The sequence below is a fragment of the Leptospira wolbachii serovar Codice str. CDC genome, assembly GCF_000332515.2.
Classification (GTDB): domain Bacteria; phylum Spirochaetota; class Leptospiria; order Leptospirales; family Leptospiraceae; genus Leptospira_A; species Leptospira_A wolbachii.
The window spans coordinates 273,427-286,497 of the sequence record NZ_AOGZ02000008.1 but is presented as its reverse complement, the minus strand read 5'-3'; the positions used below and the strand labels follow the sequence as shown (position 1 = coordinate 286,497).

The following is a 13,071-nucleotide window of genomic DNA, read 5'->3' as shown; positions in this document are numbered from 1 at the left end:
TGAATTCGCTTTGACTAAGAGCGATCAAATTATGGAACCAAATTATTGTTACCAAGTCCCTGTAGTCATTGGAGCCGGAATTACTGGAGCCGCCATTGCGATGTTAAATCCAAGTGTGGTTGTCTACGATAAAGGAAGAAATTCCGGAGGAAGAGTATCTAGTAAACAAGGGAATGATCCCTCTACCTTTGACTTTGGTGCCACTATGTTTCGTGATCCTATGGAAGTGCGTTGGCTCGGACAAGAAACAAAATATTCTATTTTAGAAATTTGGAAGTCCGAGTCAGTTTCTTTACAGACAAAACCTATCTATAGCGATGCCCATTTTTATCCAGCATTAGGTATGTCCGATTTAGTATCTTCTATGTTAGGGAATGTAAAACCAATCCAAAGCCATACTTTAAAGAAAATGGAACGAAACGATGATCATACTTGGAATTTAGAATTTTATAATTCAGCTACCAAACAAACAGATACAATTTGTACTCACTCAGTCATCTTAACCCTTCCCATTCCTCAGATTTTAGAGATATTCCATCGTTCAAAAGAAAAATCCAAACTCAATCGATGGATCGAATTTTTAAATAATTATAATGATTACCGTAAAACATTAGTTAGTTATTTCTATTGGGACAAATGGAAACCCGAATGGAAGTCACTCTCCTTAGATCCAGATGCGAAGATTCCAATCAATACGAATCTAGAGCCTGGAAGCGATTGGGAATACCAAAGTTGGGAAAGTCTCAAGTATCCCAAAGAATTTCATACAGGTTCTGCCCTGCTTGTACAATTTGGCGCTCTATTTTCGGAGACGCACTTTGAAGATTGGATGGATGAAAAAAGAAATCCGAACGCAAAATACAAAGATTATCTCATCAAAGGTTTGCAAGAAAAGTTCAATGCCCCGGAACCGAACTTAATTTGGAACCATCGGTGGAAGTATGCGCAAGCACAGATGCCCCTACTAGGAAGGGAAGGTGCACTGGATCTGGATTCCGAAGCCTTTGAAAACTGGAAACATCTCTGCAAAGATACTGGGTTTACGATCCTAGGTGATTGGCTTTTTGGTGCAAAGATCGAAAGGATTATTGGAGGGATTTATTTTCTCTCTCATAACGATTTATTGTAAGTTTATTCTTTTGCGAGTAACTCTCGAAACTGATTCACGCGCCTTCGATTGGCAAAGATGTCCCATAATCCGAGGATCGACTGGGAACGAACTTGAGCTTCCTGTTTATCCGGGGGAAAGTAAATCTCCACTCGATCCGGAAAGCGAAAGACCTTTGTGAAAAAAATTACACGAATGTATTCACCTTCTTTCTCTTCACTAATATAAATATTTTCGGACTCATGAAAGTATTTAGCAATCCGTTCATAGGCAACTTGACGAGAGGTGGAGTACGTGATCGGATCCACTTTATGAACAATGTTGTATTGCATACTTTGACTAGAAACACAGTTAGGCGATGGCGGGCATCCACGGAGTTCCCCGTCGCTGACCCCAGAGAGTGGACTTAAGACACTCATACAACAAATAAAGAATACACTTAAAGCAGCTTCCATTTCTCCTAAATTTGGAAACTCTCTATTTTTTACTTGCAGAATTTGTAAATTTTCCTATTTTTATTGGCTCATGAAACGAATCAAAAAGTTTTCCATTTCTGTATTGATAATTAGTATCATCTTACTTATCGTAGCTGCTTATTATTTTTCTAGTTTGGTTCTATATCCAAAAGTCAATTGCAGCTTGGACCACCATGTATTCTGCAATGGTCCTTCAGAGGTAGGTTTGCAGTTCGAAGAAGTGGTGATCACCACCGAAGACAAACTTAACCTTGTTAGTTACTGGATCCCCGCCAAACAATCTAAAGCTTCAATTATCCTAGTGCATGGACATGGAGGACAAAGAAACGAAGGCATTCGCTTTGCAAAAAGCCTTCACGATGCTGGATATAATTTACTCCTCCTCAGTTTACGTAGAAATCATGGCGGTTTTGCTTCCATGGGATTTCATGAACAAAAAGATGTAACAGCCGCTATTTCCTATTTAAAAACAAAAGGTTACGAGAAGATTGGCATCTTTGGCTTTTCTATGGGATCTGCCACAAGTATCATTGCGATGGCAGACCATCCGGAGATCCAAGCCGGTCTCTTTAGCAGCGGTTATGGAAGTGCCATTGATGTTCTTGTAGAATCTGCGAAACGAGATTTTGGAATTCACTATTACCCTCTCATTCCCGTAGTTAAACTCGCACTCAACTTACGTGGAGAGATGGACATCGATTCAGTAAGGCCGATTGACAAAATTGCCTCTATTAGTCCAAGACCCATCGCTCTTTTCCATTGCAAAATGGATGATTATGTAGACTACCACCATGCTCTGGATCTATTTGCGAAGGCGGGCGAACCCAAATCTCTTTGGTCACCCGAATGCAATAGGCACGAACGGCTATGGAATTTTGAACCGAAGGAAGCGGAATCGCGAGCTGTTGGTTTCTTTCAGAAGTATTTGAAGTAGGTGTTTGTTCGTAAGCCTCCCTTCCGGTGAAGTAAGATGGATCTTTTGTGATATTGCTAAAGACTCAATCAGTCGTTAGGTTAAGAAGAGTATAATGATGATATTAGATCGTGTGCGTTGCTTGTAGGGGGCTCGACCTCTCCGCTGTTTGGACATCTTGTCCAAACGACGCTCCGAGGCACGCCTGTAGCTGGTTTTGTTCGTCGCCTCCCATCCGGGTCGGCTTGTCATAATCATTGCTCCCTATGGGTCGCAACGATTCGGCTCACAAAACTGTTCGAGTCGATCTATATGTATTGAATGATTGGGTTGTGATTAGTTTGATTTTTGCTCGAAGGCCCATTAGGCCGTTAGCACACACTAATCCACTTAGAAGCTCCCTCAAACCCCGCAAAAATAAACCCTTCAAGAACTACACAAACCCCCTCAAAGCTTCTCCAGAACTCGACAAAATCTATGCCACAAAAACTCTAACGATCCTTTCCAAATTATTTCCTAAGTCCTGCAATTGCCCTAACCCTAATTTAGTTTTCCACAAATTCAAAAACAGACCTACAATGGCAAGATGCTCTAACTGTTACAAACAAGTTAGTATAACAGCGAACACCCCTTTAGATAGATTCAAACTTCCCCTATCCTATTTTTCATATATCCTAGAAAATCAAATTTTAAGTTACCCTAAGTCTTACACTTCTAGCGAGATTTCCAGAAAGTTAAATTTACCGTATAAGGCTAGTTATAGGCTCAAAAGACGAATTCAAATCTTTTGTTCTCTACTTAATGAGAAGTTAAGGGAACAAATGTATCTGGAATTGGATGAGCATTATAAGAAGAATCCAATCACTCTACCAAGTGAAGGAGACTATAGAGAAATAGCGAAGGAAAACCCTGTTTGTGTTGCTGATTCTGTGATTTTATTCAGTTCTTCTTTGCGAGCAAACTCTTTCCGCTCAAGAAGATATAACACTGGAGTAAGTTCCATTTATCTCTCTAATTCAATTGGCGGGGAACAGAAAGGGATACTATGCCATACTACTGGAGTTGTTGGGAAATGGACATTCTACACTTCCCTTCCACTTGCGAATAGTTATTACCTTCAAAAAGACTTAGAAGAAAAGTTTCCTAAGTCTTCCATACTTTGGACTGACACTGGTTATGAATTTTTGTGGGATTATAAAAATCATAAATCTGTGAACCATAGCAAAAGATCAAATGATCCTAGATACAATATGTCTAGAGAAAGGTGGGTAACAAAACAATCGGTGACATCCAATGGAGCAGAAGCTCGTAACAATATCCTCAAGCAATCTTTCCGAAGCTATGGATATATTTCCCCGAAGTGGTCAAAATGCTATCTGGAAGAGTTTAGTTTTCTAGCCAATGTTAAATACGCCGAACCCTTGAGGGAGCTTCTAACTGGGTCTAGTGTGTCTGAAGGATATAATTTATGCTCGAAGGGGGACTCGAACCCCCACACCTTGCGGCACTACCACCTCAAAGTAGCGTGTCTACCAATTCCACCATCCGAGCAGGTGTGTATGTATGGACAGGTTAGGAAAACGGGTTCTTTCGTCAAGGAGATGAATTTTCTCTTGTCACTTGCACTCACATTTCAGTAGGTTGTAGGGGTCAAGTATGCAAGTATCCGATCTTACGTTTCGACTCAAACTCCTATTAATAGGCTTCCTTTCTCCTTTATTTGTTTTGGTTGGTCTCATCCTTTCCGCCCCCTATTGGTTAAAATCCTCTGAAACTTACCAAAAGTCAGATGTGGCTGTGTTAGAAGTCTCAAACCCCTTGCCATCCAAAAAAATTCTTAAAGCTGTGGCGACATTAGCACAGCGATCTGATTTCAAAAAGCTGATCCTTGTTATACGAGAAGATAAATCACAAAATTTACTCGATTCACCGCAAGAAAGAGAAACAAAAATCAAGGAACATTTGAGTTCCTTAGGAATTGGCCCCGGGCTTGTATCCTCTTTGGTAATCGCAGGAACCAAAATGGGTGACACAGACGAGGCATCCAAAAACCTATTAAAAATAGCTGTTTCCGATAACTTAGGGAGTGTCTTACTCCTTAGTCGAGAATATGAAACCAAACGAGTTTTAGGAACCTATCGCAAAACCTTAGCCAGTTTGCCTGTCAAGGTGACAGCTTATGGATTTCCATCTGATGTCTCTGGTTCCAATTGGTTTTTGTCGGAAGATGGGGTTCGGGAAATTACCGGCGAATTTGTACGTTATCTGTATTCTTATATTAGAGGTGTCCTTTAAATGGATGAAATTAAAGATTCCAACGAACTTACCCAACAACGCATTCAAAAGATTAACGATTTAAAAGCAAAAGGAATCAATCCCTACCCACTTCGTTTTTTTCCCAATGCAAATTCAAAATCTCTGCTTACAGGATTTGATCCGAGCCAAACAGAAAAAATATCCTTTAAGTTGGGAGGCCGATTGCATGCAAAACGTGTAATGGGAAAAGCAAGTTTTGCTCACCTCCGAGATGCAGAAGGGCTCATCCAACTGTACGCCACAAGAGATGATTTAGGCGAAGAAAATTATTCTATTTTTAAATCTTTAGATTTAGGTGACTGGATTGGTGTGGAAGGATGGCTCTTTCAAACGCAAAAAGGAGAAACCACACTCCACTTAACAAGCGTTCAATTGCTAGCAAAATGCATACGCCCTCTTCCTGTTGTGAAAGAAAAAGACGGCGTTGTTTATGATGCCTTCTCTGATGTAGAACAACGTTATCGCATGCGCTATGTGGATCTGGTTGTCAATGAAAACGTGAGAGAAACATTCAAAATGCGTTCTCGGATCATTTCAGAAATTCGGAAATTTTTGACAAATGAAGGATTTTTAGAAGTAGAAACTCCTATGATGCAACCCATTGCGGGTGGGGCGGCAGCTCGTCCCTTTGTCACTCACCACAATACATTGGATATGGAACTCTTCCTTCGCATTGCTCCTGAGCTTTATTTGAAACGACTGATCGTTGGTGGCCTTGACCGAGTTTTTGAATTAAACAGAAACTTTCGAAACGAAGGAATCTCTACAAAACACAATCCCGAATTTACGATGATGGAAGCCTACATGGCTTTTGGTGATATGGAAGCCATGTTGTCTCTTACCGAGAGAATGATTGTTTCCGTCGCCCAGTCCATTGGCAAAGGATTAAAATTTGCTTATGGTAAAGACCAAATCGATATTTCTCCTCCATGGAAACGTGCGAAGTACATTGATATCATAAAAGACTATTCTGGAATTGATTTTAGCCAAATTACAGATCTAAAAGATGCCATAGCTCAGGCGAAAGCGAAAGGTGTGGACTCTTCTGATTCGGTATCCATTTGGAAGGTATGTGATGATGTTTTCAGCTCCCTTGTGGAACCACACCTCATCCAACCAATCTTTATCACAGATTTTCCGAAAGAACTCTCTCCTCTTGCTAAATCCAGGGAAGATGATCCAAAGTATGTGGAACGATTTGAGCCTTATGTGGCCGGTCGCGAGATCGGAAACGCATTCACTGAGTTAAACGACCCTTTTGACCAAAGAGAACGATTTGAAGAACAGGTGAAACAAAGAGAAGCTGGTGATGATGAAGCCTTTATGATGGATGATGACTATATCCGCGCATTGGAATATGGACTCCCACCCACAGGGGGACTTGGCATTGGAATCGATCGGCTTGTGATGTTACTCACGGATTCCCACTCCATTCGGGACACCATCCTCTTTCCTTTAATGAGACCAGAATAGAATCACGAGCGGATTCTAAAAATGAAAAAGAGTTGATCTAAAGGATTCTTGCGATCTGCTCCAAACATAAAAAAGCCTCCGGGATTCAATCCTTGGAGGCTTTTTCGTTTTAGCAGGTTAACAAAAATATTACTTTTTATTAATATTGAGTTTTGGCTCTGATTCGATAGTACGGATCAATTTAGAGAGATTCGATTGGAAAGAAGCCGTTTGGCCCGAACTCAAGTAGTAGTTGATCGTTTCCTTTCGGTTCGTATAACTAATGCCAATGTTTTGGCTCTCACCCACTTTGGGAATGATCTCTGAAGAAATGGCCGAACTAATTACGATTGTATCTGAATAATCGGTATTTGTGCGTTTTAGGTTGTGCCAAGTATCACCTAACTTTAAAGAAACACCAATCGGTAGGTCTACGTCAAAGGTTCCAATTTCATACAGTAGAAAGTATTGCACAAGGCCCGTGCTATTGTCTCGTTCCGCTTTAAAATACACACAAGGGCGTTTTCCGAAAACCAGTAAAAATTTTCGTAAACAAATCTCTTTGGAAATGGCAGTTTGTTGCTCTAAGGTCGGTTCCGGTGTGACCACATAGGCCTTGGTCCCAGAGCAGGAAACAAAAACCGAAAAAAGGAGGAAAATGGAGGAAATTCGGGTAAAGGACAAGATTCTTTCCATGGTAAGCTCAACCTTTTTCGAGGTGCAAGGTTTAGCAAAGGAAAAAATCCTGTTCCTATGGTATCTTATCCCAAAGGAAAAATAAAAGTCCTACTTCTGGAAAACATCCACAAGGATGCTTACGAACTTTTCCACCGAGACGGTTTTGACGTCACTCTCGTCAAAGATGCGATGGAAGAAGCGGAACTCATAGAAAGAATTGCTGATGTACATGTTTTGGGCATTCGTAGCAAAACAAATGTTACAATGAAAGCTCTCCAGAATGCTAAGAAATTAATGACCGTTGGATGTTTCTGTATTGGAACCAACCAAGTGGAATTAGACGAAGCAGAAAAACGTGCCATTCCTGTCTTCAACGCTCCTTACAGCAATACAAGGTCTGTGGCAGAACTTGTGATTGCTGAGATCATTATGCTAGCAAGAAAAGCAACCGACCAATCGCGCGATGTCCACCTCGGTAAATGGAATAAAATTGCTAAGGGTTGTTTTGAAGTACGAGGAAAAACCTTAGGAATCATCGGGTACGGACATATTGGATCACAAGTCTCTGTACTTGCGGAATCTATGGGAATGAAGGTAATCTTTTTTGATATCATTTCCAAACTTCCCCTTGGGAATGCCTCATCGGTACACACTTATGAAGAGCTACTCAGCCAATCTGATTTTATTACCTTTCATGTTCCTGAAACGGAAGAAACGAAAAATCTATTTCGCAAAGAACATTTGAAAGTTGTCAAACAAGGTGCTTATCTTTTAAACCTATCTCGCGGAAAAGTTTTAGAAATTGAGGCTCTTGTGGAGGGACTAAAATCAGGAAAACTGGCTGGTGCTGGTGTCGATGTATTTCCAGAAGAACCAAAGTCTAATGATGATCCTTTTGTAAGTCCCCTCCAAGGTTTACCGAATGTCATCCTTACTCCTCATGTCGGTGGTTCTACGGAAGAGGCACAAAAAAATATTGGTTCCGAAGTAGCAGAAAAACTTTTGAAGTATGTTAACAATGGGTCCACAACATTTTCTGTAAATTTTCCCAATATTGAACTTGGAAGTTTAAAATCGGGATACCACAGAATTCTCAATATTCACCAAAACCAACCAGGGTTCTTAAGAGATATCAACTCCATCATCTCCGATATGGGAGGAAATATCTTGACTCAAAATTTAAGTACCTCATCTAATATTGGTTATTTGAGCATGGAAATTGACAAAAACTTGGGTGATGAATTGAAAGATAAAATCAAAGCCCATAAACATTCGATTCGCACTCGAATTCTCTACTAAAAATGATGGGAAGGAAAAAATCCAATGATAGAAATCCTTCCCATCTTTACAAACTCTCCCCTTAGAAATTTTACCTATCTTGTGTATTCCAACCGATCGGGCGAAGCTTATGCCATAGATCCCTTCGATGCAAAATCGATACTAACACATTCCAAACAATTGGGTGTGAAGATCCGGGGAATTCTCAATACCCATGAACATGGAGACCATACCCAAGGAAATTTAGAACTAAAGGAAGAAACGAAAGCCATTGTCTACGGACATTCCAATGCCAAAGACAAAATTCCTGGAATCGATCAAATGCTAAAGGAAGGAGATATTGCCTTTTCTGTGGAACAAGAATCGCTTGTGGTTTGGGATACACCTGGACATACATTTTCTCACTTAAGTTTTGTTCATAGAAATCCAAAGACCATCCTTGGAATATTTTCTGGCGATACGCTTTTCAACGTAGGAGTAGGAAATTGTTTTCGCGGCGGAGATCCAAATGCCTTGTATGAAACCATCCAGTCTCGTTTTGAAACTCTACCTGACAGTTGTTTGCTGTATCCAGGGCACGACTACTGGGAAAATAATCTCAAGTTTGCCGAACATGTAGACCCAAAAAATGGTTTCCGAGAAGAATACAAATCCACTCTAGGACCCTTTCAAGTTTCCGAAATGGGAGCAGAAAAAAAACTAAATCCATTTTTCAGAAGGAAAACAAGTTCTGTGGGCAACCGACTGCGGGAATTAAAAGAACCCATTTCCGATGACCGTTCGGTATTTTTGACTTTACGAAGAATGCGAGACAATTGGTAATTTTTGTATTTTAAAAACCCAAACTAACACCTTGAAACATTTACGACTTTTTAGCATTCTCCTTTTCTTAATTTGTTTTCTGAGTTTGTTTTTATATTCCCAAACAGAGGAAAAAACTCGCATAAATGAAAAACAAAATCGGGTCACCGACTTTCAAAAAGCCAAACGGATCCTAAAACGGTTTTATAAAAAAGTTGGAACCGATTTCTATTGTGGCTGTTCGTTTGCAGATGATACGGAAGTTCCCGGACGACTGAAAATTGATTTTGAATCCTGCGGACTTAGCAGCAGAAAAGACAACCACCGCCAAACGTGGATTGAATGGGAACATATTGTCCCTGCTCATAGTTTTGGAAAAGACCGCGAATGTTGGACTAAAAAAGACTGTGAACTGAATGGAAAACTGGTGCGAGGAAGAAAGTGTTGCCAGGCAATAGATCCTGAATTCAACCAAATCGAAGCAGATTTACACAATATCGTTCCCGTTCCTGGAGAAATCAATGCAGACCGGGGAATTTTTTCCTATGGAGAAATTGAAGGGGAAGAAAGAAACTATGGGCTTTGCGATTTTGAAGTGAATTTTAAAGAACAAACAGCAGAACCAAAACAAAACATTCGCGGGGACATTGCCCGCATTTATTTCTATATGGAATGGAAGTATCGAATAACGATTCCAGAAGGAAGGCGTAAACTCTACGAAACCTGGAACAAACTCGATCCCCCTGATACTTTTGAAATCCGAAAAAATGAAATCATAGAAAGGATTCAGTCCGTCAAAAATCCCTTTATTGATTGAACCGACGGTTACATTCCGACTCCAGAAAATCGCGAAACTCCATTACCCTGCGGGATGGTGTCCGGTTGTTAGGATGCACTACCCAGACATTGCCGAAATTTTCCAAAGGGAAATCTTTTAGAATAGGAATGAGTTTACCGGATTGTATATAATCTTCGATGTCCCAAAACGATCGGACAAGAACCCCCTTTCCTCGGAGTCCCATTTGCACTAAACTTGCAGCATCATTGGAAAAAAAATTTCTTTTTTTGGTTATTTTGGTCAGAGTTAGTTCCGTACCAGAAAATCGTAAATCTTTATGTAAATCCAAATACAAAAGATTATGCGTTTCTAAATCTTTGACGGAGTGTATCTTCTTGGTGTTTTTTAAGTAATTGGGACTGACTACAGCCAAGATTCGATTTTTAAAGAGATAGGATCCCACAAGATTTACAGGTGCATCCATACCCACGCGAATTCCGATATCAATCGATTCTTCCATAAGATCTAAAAGACTATCTGTTACGATCAGCTGGATTTGAATTTTGGGATTTTGCTCCTGGAAGAGTTCGATGATATCAGAAACAAAATTACTGGCCATTGAACTTACACAAGTCACCCGCAGGGTTCCCTCTAACTCATCTTTGTTGGATAAGGAATTCTCTAACTCCTTAACACTTTCTAAAACAGAAGTTACTTTCTGAAAGACGAGCTCCGCCTCTCTTGTAGGAACGACTTTTCTTGTATTGCGGTAGAAAAGCTGGGTCTTCCAAACCTTTTCCAATCCTAAAATTCGTTTGGCAACGGCCGCTTTGGTCACACCCATTTTCAGAGCCGCTTGTGTAAAACTACGCTCTTGCACCACAAATATGAAGGTTTTTAGGTCTTCTAAGTCCCGAATTGGCGAATTCATCTCTTCATTGTATACCAAAAATATACAATATGTCAACCAGAATGTATATTGAATATATTTTGTTTACAATTTTTAAGGTAATTAGAGACCGGCCCTATGAATGCAATAGAAACAAACGGAATCGCACTAGCAAGTCTAGTGTTACGAATCGCAATTGGAGCCAACCTACTCGGTCATGGTCTGATAAGAATGGGCAGTCGCTACGGGATCTTTAGAGAATGGATTCGAGATCTATTTTCGATAACCCCCCTTCCCAGTTTTCTCGTAAACACAATGGGTTATGTAATTCCTCCCTTGGAGCTACTGTTAGGTGTTCTCATTCTGATTGGATGGAATACTAAATGGAGTTTGGTACTGGCAAGCCTTCTCATGTGTTCTTTAATATTTGGGATGTGCCTACTCGAAAAATGGGAAATTGTAGGAATTCAAATGGTATACATGGTTTGTTACTATCTTGCTCTTACTTCGGTAGACAAACAAATTCTATCCGTTGACTCCTTATTTAAGTGAGAAGAATATGAAAACCTTAGCTGCTATGTTTGATCACAAACAAAACAAAACCGTATTGCGCGCATTAGATGCAGAACCACTTCCTTTAGGTGACCATGATGTTCGAGTGAGTGTCAAAGCAATCTCGGTAAATCCGGTAGATTACAAAATCAAAAATTCCATCCATTCCGAAAACCCAGGACCAAGAGTCCTGGGTTGGGATGCAAGTGGAGTGGTCACGGAGCTTGGAGCCAAAGTATCAACTTTACAATTAGGAGAGGAAGTCTTTTATGCGGGGGATCTCAAACGACCTGGGAGCAATTCAGAGTTGCAGGTAGTGGATGAGTTTCTTGTAGGAAAAAAACCAAAAAACCTAAGCTTCCAAGAGGCAGCTTCTCTTCCGTTAACAACGATTACTGCCTATGAAGCCATTTTCGAAAAACTAAAACTAGATCCGAAGGCAAAGGCGAAAATCCTGGTTGTTGCCGGTGCTGGTGGAGTCGGAAGTATCGCCATTCAGATTTTAAAACAAATGACAAACGCCACAGTCATCGCCACAGCCTCCAGAGAAGAGTCGATCTCTTGGGTAAAAAATTTAGGTGCTGACTATGTCATCCATCCACAAAAAGATTTTTTGGAACAAGTACAGGGTTTCGGATTTAATGGTGTAAACGAAGTGCTCCTCTTCAGTGACCCGAAAGACCACTTCGAAAATTTAAGCAAAGTCATTTTGCCATTCGGAAATATTTGTTCCATTGTAGAATCAGATTCTCCCCTCAATATGAATCTATTAAAAACAAAAAGTAATGGGTATTTAAATGAGTTTATGTTTACTAAATCGATGTTCCAAACAGAGGATCGCATGAAACAAAAACAACTGTTAGAAGAAGTAGGAAGTTTAGTGGAAAAAGGAAAAATTTTTCCGACCAACCATGTCGATCTAGGAGAAATCTCAGAAGAAACACTCACAAAAGCGCACGAATTATTGCAGTCGGGAAAAACGATTGGTAAAATTGTACTCGGAGGATTTAGAAAATGATTACAGGTCTTAAAGATAAAAAAGTTTTAGTGACAGGATCCACCAAAGGGATTGGATTTCAAACGGCAGTACAGTTTGCAAAAGAAGGGGCTGAGGTTTTCGTCCACGGCCGAACGGATACGGCAGTCGCCAAAGCGATAACAGAAATCAAATCCATCCATCCGGATTCTAAGTTAGGTGGAGTCTCTGCTGATTTGGCATCGGAAGCAGGAATTTTGAAACTCACCAAAGAAATACCGGAGCTTGATGTTCTTATCAATAACGCCGGTTATTTTGAACCGAAACCGTTTTTTGAAATCACGAGAGAGGACTGGAAAAAAATGTATGAAACCAATGTCTTAAGTGGTGCCCTTCTCACTCAGCATTACCTGAAAGGAATGTTAAAAAGAAACTACGGTCGGATTGTCTTTGTTTCCAGTGAATCGGCTCTAAACATTCCCGTCGAAATGGTGCATTACGGAATGAGTAAAACAGCCCAACTTTCCATCTCGCGTGGCAGTGCTGAGATCACAAAAGGCTCCGAAGTTAGGGTCAATTCGGTTTTACCAGGACCTACCCTTTCGGAAGGTGTAGAAGATTTCATCCAAAGTCTAGCCAAAGCCCAAGGAAAAACCAACGAAGCGATGGCAAAAGATTTCATTGTAGAAAACCGTCCCACTTCCTTGGTCCAAAGGTTTGCAAAACCGGAAGAGATCGCAAACATCATCCTCTTTCTTGCCAGTGACCAATCCTCCATGATCAACGGAGCTTCGGTCCTTGCCGATGGTGGTGTCTTCAAATCCATTTGAACTGGGAAAACAGATGCGCAGTTT

13 protein-coding genes and 1 tRNA gene are annotated in these 13,071 nt (G+C 40.5%); 10 read left to right on the top strand and 4 right to left on the bottom strand.

The window, feature by feature from the left end:
• The first annotated feature begins 31 nt into the window (after nucleotides 1-31).
• Complete coding sequence (locus LEP1GSC195_RS03225) at nucleotides 32-1,129, top strand: NAD(P)-binding protein (protein ID WP_015680097.1); 1,098 nt, start codon at nucleotides 32-34, stop codon at nucleotides 1,127-1,129.
• Nucleotides 1,130-1,131: 2 nt separating this feature from the next.
• On the opposite strand, the gene LEP1GSC195_RS03220 is transcribed toward LEP1GSC195_RS03225, so the two are convergent.
• A complete protein-coding gene (locus LEP1GSC195_RS03220) occupies nucleotides 1,132-1,563 on the bottom strand; it encodes a DUF1499 domain-containing protein (RefSeq protein WP_015680140.1) in 432 nt (143 codons plus the stop codon).
• Nucleotides 1,564-1,633: 70 nt separating this feature from the next.
• Between LEP1GSC195_RS03220 and LEP1GSC195_RS03215 the strand changes: the two genes are divergently transcribed.
• Complete coding sequence (locus LEP1GSC195_RS03215) at nucleotides 1,634-2,518, top strand: alpha/beta hydrolase (protein WP_015680073.1); 885 nt, start codon at nucleotides 1,634-1,636, stop codon at nucleotides 2,516-2,518.
• Nucleotides 2,519-3,966: 1,448 nt separating this feature from the next.
• Here LEP1GSC195_RS03215 and LEP1GSC195_RS03210 read toward each other — a convergent pair.
• Nucleotides 3,967-4,048 (bottom strand) — tRNA-Leu (locus tag LEP1GSC195_RS03210).
• A 105-nt stretch (nucleotides 4,049-4,153) separates the two neighbouring features.
• On the opposite strand from LEP1GSC195_RS03210, the gene LEP1GSC195_RS03205 reads away from it, so the two are divergent.
• Together LEP1GSC195_RS03205 and lysS are read left to right on the top strand one after the other, a co-directional pair.
• Nucleotides 4,154-4,792 (top strand): hypothetical protein, encoded by a 639-nt coding sequence (locus tag LEP1GSC195_RS03205; protein WP_015679917.1) that lies wholly within the window; start codon nucleotides 4,154-4,156, stop codon nucleotides 4,790-4,792.
• A gap of 9 nt (nucleotides 4,793-4,801) precedes the next feature.
• Entirely contained in the window at nucleotides 4,802-6,286 is a 1,485-nt protein-coding gene (gene lysS / locus LEP1GSC195_RS03200) for a lysine--tRNA ligase (protein WP_198012765.1), read from the top strand.
• Nucleotides 6,287-6,415: 129 nt separating this feature from the next.
• Here lysS and LEP1GSC195_RS03195 read toward each other — a convergent pair whose 3' ends face one another.
• Nucleotides 6,416-6,961: a hypothetical protein gene (locus LEP1GSC195_RS03195; protein ID WP_040506247.1), complete on the bottom strand. Its 546-nt coding sequence runs from the start codon at nucleotides 6,959-6,961 to the stop codon at nucleotides 6,416-6,418.
• A 57-nt stretch (nucleotides 6,962-7,018) separates the two neighbouring features.
• Here LEP1GSC195_RS03195 and serA point away from each other — a divergent pair, with 57 nt between their 5' ends.
• From serA to LEP1GSC195_RS03180, 3 genes are read left to right on the top strand one after another with little or no spacing between them, the layout of a single operon-like run.
• Nucleotides 7,019-8,242, top strand: a complete 1,224-nt coding sequence (gene serA / locus LEP1GSC195_RS03190; RefSeq protein ID WP_015680048.1) for a phosphoglycerate dehydrogenase — start codon at nucleotides 7,019-7,021, stop codon at nucleotides 8,240-8,242.
• A 24-nt stretch (nucleotides 8,243-8,266) separates the two neighbouring features.
• Nucleotides 8,267-9,043 carry a hydroxyacylglutathione hydrolase gene (locus LEP1GSC195_RS03185; RefSeq protein ID WP_015680161.1) on the top strand — a complete coding sequence of 259 codons (777 nt, stop codon included), beginning with the start codon at nucleotides 8,267-8,269 and terminating at the stop codon, nucleotides 9,041-9,043.
• A gap of 31 nt (nucleotides 9,044-9,074) precedes the next feature.
• Entirely contained in the window at nucleotides 9,075-9,839 is a 765-nt protein-coding gene (locus LEP1GSC195_RS03180) for an endonuclease (RefSeq protein ID WP_015679986.1), read from the top strand.
• Here LEP1GSC195_RS03180 and LEP1GSC195_RS03175 read toward each other — a convergent pair.
• Nucleotides 9,829-10,731: a LysR family transcriptional regulator gene (locus LEP1GSC195_RS03175; protein WP_015680136.1), complete on the bottom strand. Its 903-nt coding sequence runs from the start codon at nucleotides 10,729-10,731 to the stop codon at nucleotides 9,829-9,831. The two genes, LEP1GSC195_RS03180 and LEP1GSC195_RS03175, sit on opposite strands and share 11 nt — an antisense overlap.
• A gap of 96 nt (nucleotides 10,732-10,827) precedes the next feature.
• On the opposite strand from LEP1GSC195_RS03175, the gene LEP1GSC195_RS03170 reads away from it, so the two are divergent.
• Genes LEP1GSC195_RS03170 through LEP1GSC195_RS03160 form a run of 3 tightly spaced genes read left to right on the top strand, consistent with a single transcriptional unit; the run spans nucleotide 10,828 to nucleotide 13,047 of the window.
• Complete coding sequence (locus LEP1GSC195_RS03170; RefSeq protein WP_015680067.1) at nucleotides 10,828-11,241, top strand: MauE/DoxX family redox-associated membrane protein; 414 nt, start codon at nucleotides 10,828-10,830, stop codon at nucleotides 11,239-11,241.
• Nucleotides 11,242-11,248: 7 nt separating this feature from the next.
• Entirely contained in the window at nucleotides 11,249-12,259 is a 1,011-nt protein-coding gene (locus LEP1GSC195_RS03165) for a zinc-binding alcohol dehydrogenase family protein (RefSeq protein ID WP_015679964.1), read from the top strand.
• The gene (locus tag LEP1GSC195_RS03160) at nucleotides 12,256-13,047 is read left to right on the top strand and encodes an SDR family NAD(P)-dependent oxidoreductase (RefSeq protein WP_015679868.1); all 792 of its coding nucleotides are present in this window, start codon (nucleotides 12,256-12,258) and stop codon (nucleotides 13,045-13,047) included. The genes LEP1GSC195_RS03165 and LEP1GSC195_RS03160 overlap by 4 nt, the downstream gene beginning before the upstream one ends.
• The last annotated feature ends 24 nt before the right edge of the window (nucleotides 13,048-13,071 follow it).

Excerpts from the sequence above, each read along its gene's own strand:
- LEP1GSC195_RS03165 (WP_015679964.1), top strand. The coding sequence starts at position 11,249 with ATGAAAACCTTAGCTGCTATGTTTGATCACAAACAAAACAAAACCGTA.
- serA (WP_015680048.1), top strand. The coding sequence starts at position 7,019 with ATGGTATCTTATCCCAAAGGAAAAATAAAAGTCCTACTTCTGGAAAAC.
- LEP1GSC195_RS03170 (WP_015680067.1), top strand. The coding sequence starts at position 10,828 with ATGAATGCAATAGAAACAAACGGAATCGCACTAGCAAGTCTAGTGTTA.
- LEP1GSC195_RS03220 (WP_015680140.1), bottom strand. The coding sequence starts at position 1,563 with ATGGAAGCTGCTTTAAGTGTATTCTTTATTTGTTGTATGAGTGTCTTA.
- LEP1GSC195_RS03160 (WP_015679868.1), top strand. The coding sequence starts at position 12,256 with ATGATTACAGGTCTTAAAGATAAAAAAGTTTTAGTGACAGGATCCACC.
- LEP1GSC195_RS03225 (WP_015680097.1), top strand. The coding sequence starts at position 32 with ATGGAACCAAATTATTGTTACCAAGTCCCTGTAGTCATTGGAGCCGGA.
- LEP1GSC195_RS03175 (WP_015680136.1), bottom strand. The coding sequence starts at position 10,731 with ATGAATTCGCCAATTCGGGACTTAGAAGACCTAAAAACCTTCATATTT.
- LEP1GSC195_RS03205 (WP_015679917.1), top strand. The coding sequence starts at position 4,154 with ATGCAAGTATCCGATCTTACGTTTCGACTCAAACTCCTATTAATAGGC.
- LEP1GSC195_RS03215 (WP_015680073.1), top strand. The coding sequence starts at position 1,634 with ATGAAACGAATCAAAAAGTTTTCCATTTCTGTATTGATAATTAGTATC.
- LEP1GSC195_RS03195 (WP_040506247.1), bottom strand. The coding sequence starts at position 6,961 with ATGGAAAGAATCTTGTCCTTTACCCGAATTTCCTCCATTTTCCTCCTT.
- LEP1GSC195_RS03185 (WP_015680161.1), top strand. The coding sequence starts at position 8,267 with ATGATAGAAATCCTTCCCATCTTTACAAACTCTCCCCTTAGAAATTTT.